The organism is Pseudomonas sp. P4_D7, assembly GCF_056401755.1.
In genome coordinates, this window is sequence record NZ_JBFUIR010000024.1 from 23287 (window position 1) to 42068 (window position 18782).

Below are 18782 nucleotides of genomic sequence, written 5' to 3' on the forward strand. Positions count from 1 at the left end.
TCTTTATCGTCAACCTTGGAAATGTACATGAATGTACCGGCCTCATCGCGAGCAGGCTCACTCCTACATTTTGGAATGCGTTCCCCTGTAGGAGTGAGCCTGCTCGCGATGAGGCCAGTGCAGACACTAGAGAATCAGAGGCCCTCCAGCTCCGCCATCAGATCATTCAACCGATCAACCTTCTCCTCGGTGATATCACTCGCCGCCAATCCATCGACGTACTCAGCCAACTCCTCCACCGTGCTGCACTCGAACATCGCTCGCAGCGGCACATCCCGCTGCAGGGTTTTCTGCACCCGCGAGGCGATCTGCGTGGCCAGCAACGAATGCCCGCCCAGCTCGAAGAAGTTGTCGCGTACACCGACCTTTTCGACCTTCAGCACCTCGGCCCAAATATCAGCCAACGTCTGTTCAAGATCATTGCGCGGGGCCAGATAATCCTCGCTCTGCAACTGGCCGATCTCCAGCGCCGGCAAGGCTTTGCGATCGAGTTTGCCGTTGGCGTTCAGCGGCATTTGCTCGAGCCACAACCAGTGCAGCGGCACCATGTACTCTGGCAGTTCGGCGCGCAGGCGCTGCTTGATCCGCTCCAGGCGTTCGCTCGGATTGAGTGCCGAATCGGCCGCAACCAGATAACCGACCAAGTGTTTACCGTTGACGCCCTCCTGCACAGCGACCGCGCCATCGCGCACTTCCGGCTGTTCATGCAGGCGCGCTTCGATCTCACCCAGCTCGATGCGATAACCGCGAATCTTCACCTGATGGTCAACACGGCCAACGTACTCCAGCACACCGTCGCTGCGACGCCGCGCCAGGTCACCGGTGCGATACAGACGCTCGCCCGGCGCACCGAACGGGTTCGGTACAAACACCGGCGCGGTGCGCAGCGGATCGCTGACATAGCCGCGCCCGACGCCGGTCCCGGCAACACACAACTCACCCACCGCGCCCAACGGCACCAGTTCCAGCGCACCATCGACCAGATAGAGCAAGTTGTTGTCGGTCGGCGTGCCGATCGGCAAGTAACTGCCGCGCGTCGACGCCATGTCGACACGGAAGAACGCCACGTCGTCCGAGCACTCCGCCGGACCGTACGCGTTGACCAAACCAATGTCCGGATAACGCAGCAGCCATTGATGCGCCAGTTCCGGTGGCATCGCTTCGCCGGTTGGCAGCATCCAGCGCAAGCCATCCAGACTCAGGCGCTCCGAGGCGAGCATGCCCTGAATCAGCGACGGCACACTCTCCAGCACGGTGATGCCCTGCGCTTGCACATGCACCAGCAAACCCTGCGGATCGTGAGCGATGGTGTTCGGCACGATGTCCACCCGCGCGCCGAATAATGGCGCGGCAAGGAATTGCCAGACCGAAATATCGAAGCTTTGCGAAGCGGTCTGCGCAATCACATCGGCCTCGCTCAGTTGCAGATACGGCACCTTGCTCAACTGGTTATTGAGCATGCCGCGCTGTTCGGCCATTACGCCTTTCGGCAGGCCGGTCGAACCCGAGGTGTAGATCACGTAAGCGAGGTTGTCCGGGCCGCTGTAAATGCCGAGGTTCTGCGCCGCTGTCGCTGCCGCTTGAATCTCTTCCCAGACCAACAAGCGCGGGCGATTGGCGCAGCTGAATTCATCCAGCAAGGTCTGCGCCTGTTCAAAGCATGCTTTGGAGCAGACCAGCACCGGCGTGCGGCTCAGCTCGATGATGCGTTGCAGACGCTGACTCGGCAGGCCCGGATCCAGCGGCAGATAACCCGCGCCAGCCTTGAGGCTGCCGATGATCATGCCGAGCAGATCGAGATTGCGTTCGCCGAGCAAGGCCACCGGTTGATCCATCTGCACACCGGCGGCGACCAGTGCATGGCCGAGACGGTTGGCATTGTGGTTCAGCTCGGCATAGCTCTGTTGCTGATCCAGGCAACTGGCGGCGATGCGCTGCGGATGCGCGACAACCTGCGCTTCAAACAGCGCCACGTAGCTCTGCTCCAGCGGATAATCGTGGGCACTCTGGTTGCAACCGTGCAGCAGAAAGTCCTGTTCCTCTGTGCCTAGCAGCGGCAGATCGGCCATGTCGCCATGGAAGCCATCGACCAGCGCCAGCAGCAGACGTTTGAACTCGCCGAGCATGCGCTCGATGGTCGATTCGTCGAAATAACGCTGGTCGTACGACAGGTGCAGACCGAGGTCATCGCCCGGGTAACACACCGCCGTCAGCGGGAAGTTGGTGTGCGTTCGGCCCGAGTCCGAGGTCGCATTCAGGCTCTGCGCACGGTCCAGTACCGAGACTTCCACCGGGGCATTCTCGAAGACGAACAGGCTGTCGAACAGCGGCTGGCCTTTCGGCAATTCGCTTTGTTCCTGAATGTTCACCAGCGGCAGGTATTCGTACTCGCGCAGTTGCATGTTGCTGTCGAGCAAACCACTGAGCCACTGACGCACGCTGCTGCGCTGATCGTCCCCGGGCATTTTCACCCGCAGCGCGATGCTGTTGATGAACAGACCGACGGTGCGTTGCATCTCCGGCATGTCCACCGGACGCCCGGCCACGGTGACGCCGAAGAGCACGTCACGATCACCGCTTAGGCGCCGCAGGACCAAGGCCCACGCCGCTTGGGCGAAGGTGTTGATGGTCAGTTGATGCGCCTGCGCCAGTTCCCGCAGACGCGCACCGTCCTCGACATTGAGGCGGGTGTAGCGGTCGCCGACGACCATGCCGCCGCTTTCACCGGCATGTTCACGCAGGAATGGACGGTCGCTCGGAATCGGCGTGGTGCGCTCGAACCCTTGCAGGTTCTGCTGCCACCACTGCCGCGCTTCGGCGAGGCTCTGGCGTTGCAGCCAGCCGATGTAATCGCGGTAACGCGGTGGTACGGCGAGTTGCGCTTCACGACCCTCACCCAGCGCGGTGTAAATCTCGAAGAAGTCGTTCATCAGCAACGAGCGGCACCAGGCATCGATGAGGATGTGGTGGTTGCTCATCATGAACCAGTAACGCGACGCGCCGACCTTGATCAGGCGCAAGTGGAACGGCGCCTGATTGAGCAGATCGAAACCGGCCTCGCGCTCGCGTTGCAGCAGCGCTTGCAGCTTCGGTTCCTGCTCGATTTCAGCGATGGCGCTCCAGTCCAGATATTCGATTGGCGTACGACCCGGCGTATGAATCACTTGCAGCATGTCTTCGCCAACGTTCCAGCAGAACGAGGCACGCAGCGCTTCGTGACGGGCGACCACCGCTTGCCAGGCCTGAGCGAAACGCTGCGGGTCGAGTTCGCTGTTGATGCGGTAGCGATCCTGCATGTAGTACAGGCCGGTGCCCGGTTCGAGCAAGGTGTGCAGCAACATGCCTTCCTGCATCGGCGTCAGCGGATAGACGTCTTCGATGTGCGCGGCCGGCACCGGCAAGGCATCGAGTTGCGCCTGAGTCAGCCTGGCCAGCGGGAAGTCCGATGGCGTCAGGCCGCCGGCCTCGTCTTGCAGGCAATGGGCGATCAGGCTTTGCAGCTCACCGAGGTAAGCGTCGGCCAGATCGTTGATGGTCTGCGCGTCATAACGCTCGGCGCTGAAGGTCCAGCGCAGGAGCAATTCACCGCCGTAAACCTGGCTGTCGATGCTCAACTCGTTGGGCAATGGCGCGTGCGGATCGTGAGCGGCACCGACCGGCTCGTCCAGCGGACGGAACAGCGCATCACTGCCGAAGCTCTGGTCGAACTGGCCGAGGTAGTTGAAGGTAACCGGCGCCTGCGGCAGCGCGGCCATGCTGCGCTGGCTGAGGTCATCGGCGAGATAACGCAGCACGCCGTAACCGAGGCCTTTGTGCGGTACCGCGCGCAGTTGCTCCTTGATTGCCTTGATCGAAGCGCCCTGCCCCGCAGCTTCTTCGATGTTGTGCGGGGTCAGACGCAACGGGTAAGCGCTGGTGAACCAGCCGACGGTGCGGGTCAGGTCGATCTCGTCGAACAGGGTTTCGCGGCCGTGGCCTTCCAGTTGAATCAGCGCCGACGGTTGACCGCTCCAGCGGCACAACACTCGGGCCAACGCCGTCAACAGCAGGTCATTGACCTGCGTGCGATAGGCCGCCGGAGCCTGTTGCAACAACTGTTTGGTGTGCTCGGCATCGAGGCGCACGCTGACGGTTTGTGCGTGACGATTCTGCTGGCCGCCCTGCGGATTTTCGCAGGGCAGATCAGCGTTCGGCCCGGCCAGTTGGGTCTGCCACCAGTCGAGTTCTTCGCGCAGGGATTCGCTGCCGGCGTAGGCCTGCAAACGTGCCGCCCAGTCTTTGAAGGCACTGGTTTTCGCCGGCAGTTTCACCGCTTGTTCGCCGTCGAGTTGGCGATACACGGTTTGCAGATCATCGAGCAGAACGCGCCACGACACGCCGTCGACGACCAAGTGATGGATGGCGATAAACAGGCGTTGTTGATCTTCAGGGCCATCGACCAGCACGGCACGCACCAACGGGCCTTGTTCAAGATCGAGACTGCGCTGAGCATCAGCGAACAGTGCTTCACACTTGTCCATCGAGGTCACGCGCACTTGCCACAACACCACCGCATCGGAGGCTGGTTGATGCGTCGCTTGCCATTGGCCGTCGGCCTCGGTGAAGCGCAGACGCAAGGCGTCATGCTGCTCAATCACCGCCAGCAGCGCCTGCTCCAGACGATGCGGTTCCAGCGCCACAGTTGGCTCCAGCAACAACGCCTGGTTCCAGTGCTGACGTTCAGGGATTTCCGTGTCGAAGAACCAGTGCTGAATCGGCGTCAGGGCCGATTCGCCAGCCACCAGGCCTTGCTCGGCCGTCACCTGCTCGGTACGACTGGCCACAGCGGCGAGGGTTTGCACGGTCTGATGCTGGAACAGATCACGCGGGCTGAAATGAATGCCTTGCTGCCGCGCGCGGCTGACCACTTGAATCGACAGAATCGAGTCGCCACCGAGTTCGAAGAAATTGTCGTTGAGGCCGACCTGCTCGACGTTGAGTACTTCGCACCAGATCTGCGCCAGGGTCTGCTCCAGTTCGTTACTCGGCGCGACGTAGTCCTGACGATTCAACTCAGGGTCCGGCGCAGGCAACGCGCGGCGGTCGAGTTTGCCGTTGGCGGTCAGCGGCATGCTCGCCAGCAGGATCAGGTGGGTCGGCACCATGTAATCCGGCAATTGCGCCTTGAGGTGCGATTTCAGGGCTTCGCGCAGTTCAGCCTGACGGGCTTCACTTTGCTCAGCAACCTCGGTGACGAGATAGCCAACCAGTTGCTTGCCGCTCGGGGCATCCAGTGCGAGCACCACGGCTTCGCGGATCGACTCGTGATCGAGCAGACGCGTTTCGATTTCGCCCAGTTCGATACGGAATCCACGGATTTTCACCTGATGGTCGATTCGTCCCAAATATTCCACCAAACCATCGGCACGCTGGCGCACCAGGTCACCGGTGCGATACATGCGCCCGCCATCGGTGGCGAATGGGTCAGCGACAAAACGCTCGGCGGTAATGCCCGGACGGTCGTGATAGGCCTGCGCCAGACCGGCCCCACCGACGAACAATTCACCCGTCGCGCCTTGCGGTACCAATGCCAGATCGGCGTCGAGAATGTACGCCACGCGCGCGCCAATCACGCTGCCGATCGGCACACTGCCGGCGCCCTCTTCCAGTACCTCCGGCGCCAGACTGGCCAGCGGCATGACCACGGTTTCGGTCGGGCCGTAGGCATTGAAGAACATCGCCGGTTGGAACGCCGCGCGAATCCGTTGCAGGTGTTCACCGGTCAGCGCTTCGCCGCCGGTGATGATCATCCGCACCGGCAAGATTTCGTTTTGCGTCGAGAGGAACTGCGCCAACTGACTGCCGTAGCTCGGGGTAAAACCAAGCACGTTGATTTTATGCGTGCGGATCAAGCCGCAGATTTCTTCCGCGTCCCACTGACCCTGCGCACGCAACACCACCTGCGCGCCACTGAGCAACGGCACCAACAGGCGCTCGGTCGCCGCGTCGAAGTTGATCGAATAGAAATGCAGTTCGCAGTCGTCGGGGCGCATGGCAAACCGCTCGATCACGGCTTGGCAGTGCATGGCGATTTCGCCGTGGGAGACCACCACGCCTTTTGGTTTACCGGTCGAACCCGAGGTGTAAATCAGGTACGCCTGATGCTGCGGCAGGCTTATAAACGGCAGCTCGCGGGCCGGGTAAGCGGCGAGTGCCGCGCTGTCTTCTTCCAGACACCAGCGCGCCACACTTGGCGGCAGATCGCCAAGGGCTTTGAACATGGCGCGATCACTGAGCAGCAGGCCGATGCGGCTGTCTTCGATCATGTAATGCAGACGGTCGAGCGGGTATTCCGGGTCCAGCGGCACATACGCACCGCCAGCCTTGAGAATCGCCAGCAGGCCGACGACCATTTCCAGCGAACGCTCCAGCGCCAGGCCGACCCGCACTTGCGGACCAACACCGCGCTCACGCAAGGCCCAAGCCAGACGATTGGCGCGGGCGTCGAGTTCGGCGTAGCTCAGGGTCTGCCCGGCGAAGGTCAGGGCCGGCGCGTCTTTGCGGGCCAGCGCCTGTTCGGCGAACAGGTGATGAATGCACTGATCGAGACGATGCTCACCCGACTCGATGCCGAGGCTGTCGAGCAGGTGCTGTTGCTCAGGCGCATCGAGCAGCGGCAATTCACTGAGGCGCTGCTGCGGATCGGCGATCAGCGCTTCGAGCAGATTGCGCCAATGCTTGGCCATGCGCGCGATGGTCGGCTCGTCGAACAGATCGGTGCTGTAAGTCAGGCAGCAACCGAGGCGATGGTCGAGGTCGGTAACTTCCAGGTTGAGGTCGAACTTGGTCGCTCGTGCATCGTTGGCCAGGTACTCGACGGTCATGCCAGCGAGCATGCGGCTCTGCTGGAATTCCCAGCGCTGCACGTTGCACATCACCTGAAACAGCGGGTTGTACGCAGCGCTGCGCGGCGGTTGCAAGGCTTCAACCAGGTGATCGAACGGCAGATCCTGATGCGACTGGCCTTCGATCACGGTGTGACGCACCTGCTCGAACAGTTCGCCGACCGACATCATGCCGTCGAGCTGGCAACGCAGCACTTGGGTGTTGAGGAACGCACCGATCAACCCTTCACTTTCCGGGCGAATGCGGTTGGCCACCGGCGCGCCAATGCGCAGATCGGTCTGGCCGCTATAGCGGTAAAGCAGCGTCGCGAGTGCGGCGGTCATGGTCATGAACAGGGTCAGACCGTTTTGCGCATTGAACGCACGAACCCGCGCGGCGAGGTCGTCGCTAAGGTCGAAACGGAACAGCTCACCCTGATGGCTTTGCACTGGGGGACGCGGACGGTCCCCCGGCAATTCCAGCAGCGGATGTTCACGACCGAGTTGCGCGGTCCAGTAGTCGAGTTGGCGCTGACGCTCGCCGGATTCCAGCCAGTTGCGTTGCCAGACGCTGTAGTCGAGGTACTGCACCGGCAGCGGCTCAAGCGGCGAATCACGGTCATCGACAAAGGCTTCGTACAGCGCACTGAGTTCCCGGGCGAAAATATCCATCGCCCAGCCTTCGGTGACGATGTGGTGCAGAGTCAGGACAAAGTAATGTTCGTGCTCGGCAGTCTTCACCAGACAGGCGCGCAGCAGCGGGCCGGTTTCCAGATCGAACGGCAGATGCGCTTCTTCGTCGGCAAACTGCTGAACCTTCTGCTCACGCACATCAGCGGCAAGTTTCGAGAAATCCTTCCAACCCATGCGCACACCGGTTTCGCCATGCACCTGCTGACGGGCGACGCCGTCGACGCTCGGGAAGGTGGTGCGCAGGGTTTCGTGGCGCAGGATCAGCGCTTGCAACGCGGCCTCGAAACACTCGACATGCAACACGCCGCGCAGGCGCGCCATGCCGCCAACGTTGTAGGCCGGGCTGTCCGGTTCCATCTGCCAGAGGAACCACATGCGCTGTTGCGAGTACGACAACGGCACCGGTTGGCTGCGATCGACCTTGTCGATCGGTGGCTGTTTGTTGGTGCGACCGCTGGCCTGGATCAAGCGGATCTGTTCGGCGAAATCAGCCAGTTCGCTGTGCTCGAACAACGCGCGCAATGGCAGCTCGACGTCGCAGGCCTGACGAGTACGCGAGATGATTTGCGTGGCCAGCAGCGAGTGGCCACCAAGGGCGAAGAAGTCGTCGCGCAGACCGACTTGAGGCAGACCGAGCACTTCGCGCCAGATCGCGGCGATCTGCTGTTCCAGTGCAGTGACCGGTTCGACGTGTTCACGCACTTGCCATTGCGGCTCGGGCAAGGCGCGGCGGTCGAGTTTGCCGCTGGGGCTCAGGGGYATGGCATCCAGACGCATCAGTTGCGTCGGGACCATATATTCCGGCAGCTCGGCGGCCAGCGCGGTTCTCAGCCGGGTGATTTGCTCGTCAGGATTTTCACTGGCATCGGTCGCGGCAAAGTAGCCGATCAGCTGCGCACCGGCAGCGGTTTCGCGCACCAGCACCACGGCTTGGGCGACGCCGTCCTGGGCGAGCAAGCGTGCTTCGATTTCTTCCGGTTCAACGCGGAAGCCACGCAGTTTGACTTGCTGATCGAGGCGGCCGAGGTATTCGATCACGCCATCGGATGTCCAGCGCGCGCGGTCGCCGGTGCGGTACAACCGGGCGCCCTGCTCGCCCAATGGATCGACCACAAAGCGTTCAGCGGTCATCGATGGACGACCAAGGTAACCGCGAGCCAGACCGATGCCGCTGATGCACAGTTCACCCGGCACACCGGCCGGCAGCGGATTGAGATCGGCGTCGAGCACGCGGCAGATCACGTTGCCCAGCGGACGACCGATCGGCGAGCGCTCACCATCGGCAGTGGTGCAATGCCAGTGGGTGACGTTGATCGCGGTTTCAGTCGGGCCGTAACGGTTGTGCAATTGCACCGCCGGCAGTTGCGCGAGGATGCGGTTGCGCAGTTCGGCGGGCAGCGCTTCGCCGCCGGAGAACACCCGGCGCAGGCTGGTGCATTCGGCGCTCAGCGGCTCGTCGATGAACAGCGCGAGCAGCGGCGGTACAAAGTGCAGCGTGGTCACGCCATAGGCCTGAACCAGCTGGGCGATGCGATGCGGATCGCGATGTTCGCCGGGGCCGGCAATCAACAGACGCGCACCGGTGATCAGTGGCCAGAAGCATTCCCACACAGACACGTCGAAACTGATCGGTGCCTTTTGCATCAGCACATCGGTTTCATCGAGGCAGTAGGTGTTCTGCATCCATTGCAGACGCTCGGCCAGTGCCGCGTGGGTGTTGCCGACGCCTTTCGGTTGACCGGTGGAACCCGAGGTGTAAATCACGTAAGCGAGGTTGTCGCCGTGCAAGTGCAGGCCCGGTGCCTGGCTCGGCCAGTTTTCCAGGTGCAGCGCGTCCATGGCGATCACGCTGACGCCGTCGCTGGCCGGCAAGCGGCCGAGCAATTCGGTCTGGGTCAGCAGCAGTTCGACGCCGCTGTCGCTGAGCATGTAAGCCAGACGATCGGCCGGGTAATCCGGGTCCAGTGGCACATAGGCGCCGCCGGCCTTGATGATCGCCAGCAAGCCGATCAGCAGTTGTGGCGAACGCTCGGCGGCGATGGCCACGCAGACATCCGGGCCGACGCCTTTGTCGCGCAGGTAATGCGCGAGGCGGTTGGCTTGCGTATGCAATTCGGCGAAGTCGAGGCTGCCGCCGTCCCACACCAGCGCGGTGCGTTCCGGGGTCAGGCGCGCCTGTTCGTTGAGCTGTTCTGGCAGCCATTGTTGCGCCGGGGTGCATGGCGCAACACCCCAGTGTTGTTGCTGATCGTGCTCAGTGGCGGTCAGCAGTTGCAGATCACCGATGGCTTGCTCCGGACGTTCGCAGACGTCGCGCAACAGGTTGCTGAAATGCTCGGCCAGACGCTCGATGGTCGCCACATCGAACAGTTCGCTGGCGTAGTCGAACGACAGGGTCAGGCGACCGTTACGGTCTTCTTCGCTGTGCAATTGCAGGTCGAGCTTGGCTTCGCGGCTGTGCCACGGCAGTTCTTCGGCGAGCAGACCCGGCAGACGTTTGAGCGCACTCAGATCACGTTGCTGGTGGTTGAACATGACCTGAAACAGACCTTGTTCGCGGGCCTGCGGGAAGGCTTCGAGGAGTTGTTCGAAGGGCAGATCCTGATTCGCCTGGGCACCGAGTGCGGCGTTGCGGGTCTGGGCCAACAGCGCAACGAATGACAGGCGCGAATCGATCTCTGCTCGCAGCACTTGGGTGTTGATGAAGAAGCCGATCAGGCCCTGGGTTTCCAGGCGTGGACGGTTGGCGTTCGGTACGCCGATGCGGATGTCGCGCTGACCGCTGTAGCGATGCAGCAGGCTCTGGAATGCCGCGAGCAACAGCATGAACGGGGTCGATTGCTGAGCCTGTGCCGTGTTACGGAGCGCATCGCTGAGGCTCGCGCCCAGACGCACGGTGTGGCGTGCGGCGCTGTGAGTTTGCTTGGCGGAGCGTGGGTAATCGGTGGCCAGCTCCAGCGCTGGATGCTCGTCGCCCAACTGCGCTTTCCACCAGGCCAGTTGCCGCGCGCTCTCGCCTTGCGCCAGCCATTGACGCTGCCAGCTGCCGTAGTCGGCGTACTGGGTTGGCAATGGCGCGAGGTTGGCCGTCAGCCCTTGCGAAGCGGTGGCGTACAGGCGCGAGAATTCGTCGATCAATACGTTCAGCGACCAGCCGTCGGCAATGATGTGGTGCAGCGTCACCAGCAATTGGTGATCTTCGTCGTCGAGACGCACCAGCGTCACCCGCAGCAGCGGACCTTTTTCCAGGTCGAACCGGGTGCGTGCTTCGTCTTCGCGGATTTGTTGCGCACGGGCCTCGCGATCGGGCGCCGGCAAGTCGCTGATGTCGATCAGTTGCAGGTTGAATTTGGCGCCGACAGTCACTTGTTGCAGGGCCACGCCGTCGCGCTCGAAGAAACGCGTGCGCAGGGATTCGTGGCGTTCGATCAGTTGCTGGAAGCTGGCACGCAAAGCGTCTTCGTCCAGTTCGCCACGCAAACGCAGGGCACCGGGAATGTTATAGGCGCTGCTCTGTGGGTCGAGTTGCCAGGTGATCCACAAACGGTTTTGCGCCAGCGATTGCGGCATCGGCTCGCTGCGCGACAACGCGGTGATTGCACCTTGGGCGCTGCCGCCGTCCTGCTGCTGTTGCGCAACGGCTGCGGCGAACGCAGCCAGGGTCGGAGCTTCGAACAACAGCCGCAGGTTCAGCTCAAGCGCGAGTTCTTCACGCACGCGGGCGACCACTTGCGTAGCGGCGATCGAGTTGCCGCCGAGCAGGAAGAAGTGGTCGTCGGCATTGACCTGTTTGACGTTGAGTTGCTCAGCCCAGATCTTGCCGATCAAGCCTTCAAGTTCTGAGGCGCTGGTGACTGCATCCTGGCTTTCAACGGTGTTCGACGGGAACACCGCGTAGCTGTCGAGGCTGCCATCGGCCAGACGATTGCGGCACGCCGAGCGCTGCAATTTGCCACTGGAAGTTTTCGGCAAGGCGCCGGGATTAAGCAGCACCACCACGCTCGGGGCTTCCTGACAAGCCTCAGCCACGGCTTGGCGAATGGCTTTGATCAACGCCTCCGGCGGGAGGATTTTCTGCACGCCGCGGCTGATTTCCGCCGCGATGCCGATGCCCTCTTCGCCGTCCTGACTGACCGCAAATGCAGCGACGCGACCCTTGCGCACCACTTCCACTTCGTTCTCGACCGTTTTTTCGATGTCCTGTGGATACAGGTTGTGGCCGCGCACGATCAGCATGTCTTTCAGGCGTCCGGTGATGAACAGCTCAGCGTCGCGCATGAAGCCCAGGTCGCCGGTGCGCAGCCAGGTGCGGCCGGCGTGCTGGACGAAGGTCTTGGCGCTCGCTTCAGGATTGCGCCAGTAGCCGTGGGCGATGCTCGGGCCTGCGGCCCAGACTTCGCCGACCGCGTTGTCGGCGAGTTCGACGAGCGTGTTCGGCTCGACGATCAGCACCGCGTGTTCCGGCTGGCTGATGCCGCAACTCATGATCGGGCTGCCATCGCCCGGCTCGGCGCGGTTTTGTGCCAGCGCCTGATCGTCCACGCGCAGTGCCGGGATACCGGTGCCGCGCGGGGTGCCGGCGACGAACAGCGTGGCTTCGGCCAAACCGTACGAGGCCATGAAGCTGTGCTCACTGAAACCGCATGCGGCGAACTTCTCGGCGAAGCGCTCAAGGGTGTCGAGACGGATTGGCTCGGAACCGGAATAGGCCACGCGCCAGCGACTCAGATCGAGACGTTCCAGCGCCGACTCGCTGACCCGTTCGCTGCACAAGCGATAGGCRAAGTCCGGCCCGCCGCTGATGGTGCCGCCGTATTCGCTGATCGCTTCCAGCCAGCGCAATGGCCGACCGAGGAAGTACGCCGGCGACATCAGAATGCATGGCACGCCGCTGAAAATTGGCTGCAGCAGACCACCGATCAAACCCATGTCGTGGTACAGCGGCAGCCAGCTGACGATCACATCGTCAGGGTTCACGTCGATGCCGAAACCGTGACGGATCAGGAGCTCGTTGGCGACCAGATTGCCGTGGCTGACTTGCACGCCTTTGGGCAGTGCAGTCGAACCGGAGGTGTATTGCAGGAAAGCGATGTGGTCTTGCGGCAGGCTCGGTTCAACCCAGTTTTGCGCCAGTGTCTTGTCGAGAGTGTCGACACACAACAACGGCGGCGCACCCTCGATCTGCTGCAAGGCGTCGCGCAGCTCGGCGCTGGTCAGCAGCAGACGCGGTTCGGCGTCGGCAATGATCGACAGCAAACGCTCCTGATGGTGACGGCGCGCGGATTCCGGCGGATAGGCCGGCACTGCGATCACGCCGGCGTAAAGGCAACCGAAAAATGCCGCGACGTAATCCGGACCGCTGGGAAACAGCAATACCGCGCGGTCACCGAAGGCAGCCTCGGCTTGCAGCGCTGCCGCAATGGTGCGTGCGCGCTCATCCAGCTCACGATAACTGAGTACCACAGCCTGCTCTTCGTTTTCGGCGAGAAAACGCAAGGCCAGTCGATCCGGCGTCAGGGCCGCGCGGCGCTGGAGGGCTTGGACCAGGGTGCTGGGGAGTTCGAACGCGTCGGTCATGAGGTTTCCTGCCTGAATTCGGCTTGCTAATGGAATCGGGTTTGCTGCGTCACGCCCCTCGAAGGGCATGCAGGGCGCGGTCTGTGCCGACCACGCAAGGCTGCGGAATGTGGTGTGGCCGGGGTTGTGCGCCCGGAACCATTCACCAATGAGAACGGATGACGTCTTGAAATAATTAGTCGGCGGGCAGGAGCGCCAATGCGGCCGGGGTGCGGCGGCGTGTCGCAGTTCTCAGAACGCACTTTTGTAGCGCATTACTTCTCTTTCTCAATTGACAATCATTATCATTCAACATAATTTGTCGCTCGATGTGTAGGACGCCCCTCCCCCAAGGCGCCCCACGAACCTATTTGGCAGCAAGGTGATTTCCATGACGGAACAAGTATCCACAAGCAAGTGCGATTCACCGCTACTTCATGCATTCGTCGACAATCGACTGATTCTGGTCAAGATTGCAGCCCGCATTACCGGCTGCCGTTCGCGCGCCGAAGATGTGGTGCAGGATGCGTTTTTCCGACTGCAATCGGCGCCACCGATCACGTCGTCGATCAAGGCTCAACTGAGCTATCTGTTCCAGATCGTGCGCAACCTCGCCATCGATCACTACCGCAAACAGGCGCTTGAGCAGAAGTACTCCGGCCCTGAAGAGGAAGGGCTGAATGTGGTCATCCAGGGTGCTTCGCCGGAAACCTCGCATATCAACTTCTCGACTCTGGAAAACATCGCCGACGCGCTGACCGAACTGCCCAGCCGCACGCGCTATGCGTTCGAGATGTACCGCCTGCAYGGCGTSCCGCAAAAGGACATTGCCAAGGAACTGGGGGTTTCGCCAACCCTGGTCAACTTCATGATTCGTGATGCACTGGTGCACTGCCGCAAGGTGTCGGGCAGTCGGCGGGATGCGGTAGCCGTGGGTCGTCGTTAAGATTCAGATTTTGCGTCAAGCCATTCGCGAGCAGGCTCGCTCCCACACGGAATTTGTGATTGCCACAAAACCCATGTGGGAGCGAGCCTGCTCGCGAAGGCGGCCTCAAGATCACAGAAAATCCTGAAGCCAGATCATCACGCCAGTTTGCACCGATCAAAAAACCGCTCACGCCCCAACATCATCAGCGCCGCGCGCTTGTGCGGAAAGTCGAATTCCTTCTCGCAGTGGAAGCACTGATTCTGCATATGGCCGATCATCTTCGCGTTGTCGGCCCGTGGCTCGGCGACCACCCGCTGAGTGCGCGGATCATCCAGAAACAGGTAATGCACCAGCGCCGATAACCAGCTCGCCACTTTATGCGGGCCACGGTGCTCTTCCTCGCCGACCAGCATGTGAATACCGCGATCGTAGTTGTCGGCATCGTAGAACGGCGCGATGCGATCTTCCTTGGCCCAGTAGGCTTCGAAATAGGCAAACGGCTGATCATCGAAACAGCCAATCAGCGTCAGCGTATGCGGGTCAGTATCGAGCTTGCTCAGGTATTCGCGATGCTTCTCGAGGCTGCCCTCTTCCTGCCAGAAACTGGCGACGCGCGGGCTGTTCTGCCAGCGGTTGAAGCGCGCCAGGTCTGCTTCGATCTCTACAGTGCGCAGGGAAATCCACGCACCAAGGCGGGCATCGAAACGCCGATACACTTCACCGCGCGGTTTGACTGGCCGCAGCGGATGACGTTTACCTTGGCTGATGACCATTTGCTGCGGATAGCTGCCCGTCAGCGAAGTCCCAAGCCAAGGTTGCGGCAATTGCCAGAACAGCGTGCGCTCGCAGCGATATTCGCCAGCCACTTCGGTGCTCACCAGCAAGCCACTGAGCAACGCTTCGGTCGGTGGCTGATCGAGTTGCCAGGTCAATTGCCGGCACGCCGGATCCCGCGCGAACAGCCAGTAACAGGCTGCCCACAACGCCTGCCCGGGCGGCAACGCAAAACGCTCATCGATCTGGATCGGCCCCTTTGCGTCTTGATCGAGGCGCAAGCGGATCAGCGGTTGTCCGTCCAGGCTCAGGCTCAGACGGCTTTCGCTGACATCAGCGATCAGTTGACTGCCCGCAGGCAGGGCCAGGGAAGTCAGGTCATTCAGATTGGACATGGGTCGGGCTCACGATAATCGTCGACAGTTCAACGATGGGACGTGATCCGGGAGGGTAAATTTAGGCTTTGCCCGCAAATCGCTGCCTCAGTGGTGAGGCACCGGCACTACGGCAATCTTGTACGGATCGAAAATCTTCAGCATTTCACCGTTGTCGCGCAAACCCTGCAACAACTTGCCAAACGCCGCGCCGGTGATCGGCGCGGTCGGACGAAGAATCGCGTAATGGTGATAGACCTGATCGATGCGCTGCGACACCAGCAACTCGTCGCGCACTTTTTCGTTACGCAGCAGGTAATCGAACAGATAGGAACGGGTCACCAGGGCAACATCAGCGCGCCCGCGCAGCACCATCAGCAGGTTGCTGTCGTGGGAATAGGTCAGCGTGGCGTTGTAATTCTGTGCGAGGTATTTCGGGTCAGCGTTGAAGTTGGCGAACTCGTAGTGATAACCGCTGAACAGAGCCAGGCGCTTGCCAGTGAGGTCGGCGAAATAATTCTGCTGCCGGCCATCTTCGCGTTGTGCGACGAAAATTTCCGCATCCTCAAGGCCCATGTCGACATCTGTGTGGGGAATTTCCTTCCAGCCCCAATCGGGATTCTCGAAAATTGCCATGTCGATCCGGCCCTGCTTGAAGTCACCGAAACGCCGGGGAATCGAGGTGGGCACGAGGACGAACTGATAGTCGCTTTGCAGGCGATTGAGGGCCTCGACCAATTGCGGCAGAAGGCCTGTGTCGGCACCGTTTTCCGGGCGAACGGTGTAAGGCGGAAAATGCGCCGCGCCGACCCGGACCAATTGCGCTGCCTGAGCGGGCAATACCCAAAATACAGCCAGCGCTGCGAGCATCAACCCCGCGGCCGTCCGAATTGGCAAAGACTTCAAAACACCCCACTCCCCGAAAAAATACCGATCAATGCATTCAAGCTAGGCGGTTTCGCCCAGTTAGCCAGTTTCCCGGCCGGATAGAAAGTGCTTCAACGCGCTTCGAGGACCAGAATCAGCGCCTCGTCGGCCAACTGATCGAGGCTCAAACTGCCGCCGGCACGGAACCAGGTGGTCGTCCAGGACAGTGCGCCAGTGAGGAAACGTCGGGTAATAAATACATCGCCACGGATAAATCCTGCGTCCTTGGCCTCACCCAGCACTTGCAGCCAGATGTCCTCGTAGACATCGCGCAGTGCCAGCACTTTGACCTGGCCTTCTTCGGACAGCGAACGCCATTCGTAAACCAGCACTGCCATGGCTTCACCGCTGCCACCCATGATTGACTGCAGTTCGCAGCGAATCAGCGCCAGCACGCGTTCGCGCACATTGGCCGCATCGGCCAGGGCTGCCCGCATTAACGCGGTGTTGTAGCGGATGGTTTCTTCCATCACCGCCCGGAGGATTTCATCCTTGCTTTTGAAGTGATGAAAAATGCTTCCCGACTGGATGCCGACGGCGCCGGCCAGATCGCGCACCGTGGTGCGTTCATAGCCTTTGTTGCGGAACAGGTGAGCAGCCACTTGCAGCAATTTGCCGCGGGCGCTGTCGGGGTCGGTCAATTGGCCTTCATCAACCAAATCGCGCATGACCCTCAGGGCTTTTTGCTCGTCCACCCGTTCTCTCCTACAGTCGATCAGTCTGTTGCCCCCTGAAACCGCAGGGTTGCGCGCAATTTAAGCCGCCAGCGGCAACCAAGCAAGCGCTTGGGCAGAAGATAGTTTCAACTGTTTACAAACCAAGCGCTTGCTTGGTAGCCTCAGAGCACTTCTGTCGCAGGTTGCTGAGTCGGAGATAAAAATGCCCACCACCGTTCGCATCGGATGCGCCAGTGCATTCTGGGGAGATACGTCCACCGCCGCCGCGCAACTGGTGGAGGGCGGCAAGCTGGATTATCTGGTGTTCGATTACCTGGCCGAGATCACGATGTCGATCATGGCCGGGGCACGCATGAAAGACCCACAGGCGGGGTTTGCCGGCGACTTCATCGACGTGCTGACACCACTGCTGCCACAACTGGCCGAGCAGAACATCCGCGTGATCAGCAATGCCGGCGGGATCAATCCGCAAGCCTGCGCCGCCGCGCTGCAAGCGGTCTGCGACAAGGCCGGCGTCGCACTGAAAATCGCCGTATTACTGGGCGATGATCTGCAACCACAGCTCAAACAGCTCAGCGGCATCACCGAAATGTTCAGCGGCGCCCCGCTGCCGCCAATGTGCGTGTCGACCAACGCCTACCTTGGCGCGCCGGGCATTGTCGAAGCGCTGCGCCTGGGCGCCGACATTGTCATCACTGGGCGCGTGGTCGACAGCGCGGTGGTCAGTGCGGCGCTGGTGCATGAATTCGGCTGGTCATGGCACGACTACGACAAACTCGCCCAGGCTGCGCTCGCCGGGCACATCATCGAATGCGGCGCGCAATGCACCGGCGGCAATTTCACCGATTGGCGCGAAGTGCCGGATTACGAGCACATCGGCTTTCCGATCGTGGAAGTCAGCGCCGACGGCCAGTTCATCGTCAGCAAACCGCAAGGCTCAGGCGGACTGGTCACCCCGCTGACTGTCGGCGAACAGATGCTGTATGAAATCGGCGATCCACAGGCGTATCTGTTGCCTGATGTGGTCTGTGATTTCACTGGGGTCAGACTTCAGCAACAAGGCAAGAATGCCGTGCACGTCCACGGCGCCAAAGGCCTGCCACCGAGCGATAAATACAAGATCAGCGCCACCTACCCGGACGGGTTTCGTTGCACCGCCAGTTGCCTGATCGCCGGTATCGATGCAGTGGAAAAAGCGCAGCGGGTCAGTCAGTCGATCATCGACAAGACTTCGCAAATGTTCAGCCAGCGCGGCTGGGCGCCCTACAGCGAAATCAACATCGAACTGCTCGGCAGCGAAGCCACCTACGGCCCCCACGGCCAGCGCCGCGACAGCCGCGAAGTGGTGATCAAGCTCGCCGTGCGCCACCCGAGCAAACAGGCGCTGGTACTGTTCTCCCGGGAAATTGCCCAGGCCGCGACCGGCATGGCGCCGGGGCTGACCGGCATCGTCGGCGGGCGGCCAACGGTGTATCCGCTGATTCGTCTGTTTTCATTCCTGATCGATAAAAGCGCCTGCACGGTACAGATCGACATGGCCGGTCAACGTTATCCATGCGCCCTGCCTTCGCTCAGCGCACTCGACAGCGCGGATTTGCCCCTGCCCCATCAGCCGCCCAAACCACAGGGCCGCGCCGATGCCAGTGTGGCGCTGGTGAAACTGGCCGTCGCGCGTTCCGGTGACAAGGGCAATCACAGCAACATTGGCGTGATGCCGCGCAAACCCGAATACCTGCCGTGGATCGCCGAAGCACTGACCCCGGCCGTGGTTGTCGACTGGATGAATCATGTACTCGACCCGATCCACGGCCGCGTCGAACGCTGGTATCTGCCCGGCACCCACAGCCTGAATTTTCTATTGGAAAACGCCCTAGGCGGTGGTGGCGTGGCCAGTCTGCGCATCGATCCGCAAGGCAAAGCCTTCGCCCAGCAACTGTTGGAAATCCAGATCCCGGTGCCGCAGAGCATCGCCGAACAGCTCGACTAGAGG

6 protein-coding genes are annotated in these 18782 nt (G+C 61.5%); 2 read left to right on the forward strand and 4 right to left on the reverse strand.

Annotation, left to right across the window (positions count from 1 at the left end):
- Positions 1–134: 134 nt before the first annotated feature.
- Positions 135–13133 carry a non-ribosomal peptide synthetase gene (locus tag AC1DVF_RS16500; protein WP_477782798.1) on the reverse strand — a complete coding sequence of 4333 codons (12999 nt, stop codon included), beginning with the start codon at positions 13131–13133 and terminating at the stop codon, positions 135–137.
- A 370-nt stretch (positions 13134–13503) separates the two neighbouring features.
- Between AC1DVF_RS16500 and AC1DVF_RS16505 the strand changes: the two genes are divergently transcribed.
- Positions 13504–14058: an RNA polymerase factor sigma-70 gene (locus AC1DVF_RS16505; RefSeq protein WP_186620642.1), complete on the forward strand. Its 555-nt coding sequence runs from the start codon at positions 13504–13506 to the stop codon at positions 14056–14058.
- A 137-nt stretch (positions 14059–14195) separates the two neighbouring features.
- Here the strand turns inward: AC1DVF_RS16505 and AC1DVF_RS16510 are convergent, their stop codons facing one another.
- From AC1DVF_RS16510 to AC1DVF_RS16520, 3 genes are all read right to left on the reverse strand, one after another.
- Positions 14196–15209, reverse strand: coding sequence for a GNAT family N-acetyltransferase (locus AC1DVF_RS16510; RefSeq protein ID WP_477782799.1), 1014 nt, complete (start codon positions 15207–15209; stop codon positions 14196–14198).
- Positions 15210–15296: 87 nt separating this feature from the next.
- Positions 15297–16094 (reverse strand): substrate-binding periplasmic protein, encoded by a 798-nt coding sequence (locus AC1DVF_RS16515; protein ID WP_477782800.1) that lies wholly within the window; start codon positions 16092–16094, stop codon positions 15297–15299.
- 92 nt (positions 16095–16186) lie between these two features.
- Complete coding sequence (locus AC1DVF_RS16520; protein ID WP_186620636.1) at positions 16187–16810, reverse strand: TetR/AcrR family transcriptional regulator; 624 nt, start codon at positions 16808–16810, stop codon at positions 16187–16189.
- Between the two features lie 184 nt (positions 16811–16994).
- Between AC1DVF_RS16520 and AC1DVF_RS16525 the strand changes: the two genes are divergently transcribed.
- A complete protein-coding gene (locus AC1DVF_RS16525; protein WP_460091676.1) occupies positions 16995–18779 on the forward strand; it encodes an acyclic terpene utilization AtuA family protein in 1785 nt (594 codons plus the stop codon).
- The last annotated feature ends 3 nt before the right edge of the window (positions 18780–18782 follow it).

Coding starts and splice junctions, on each gene's coding strand:
- AC1DVF_RS16510 (WP_477782799.1), bottom strand. CDS start 15,209: ATGTCCAATCTGAATGACCTGACTTCCCTGGCCCTGCCTGCGGGCAGT.
- AC1DVF_RS16525 (WP_460091676.1), top strand. CDS start 16,995: ATGCCCACCACCGTTCGCATCGGATGCGCCAGTGCATTCTGGGGAGAT.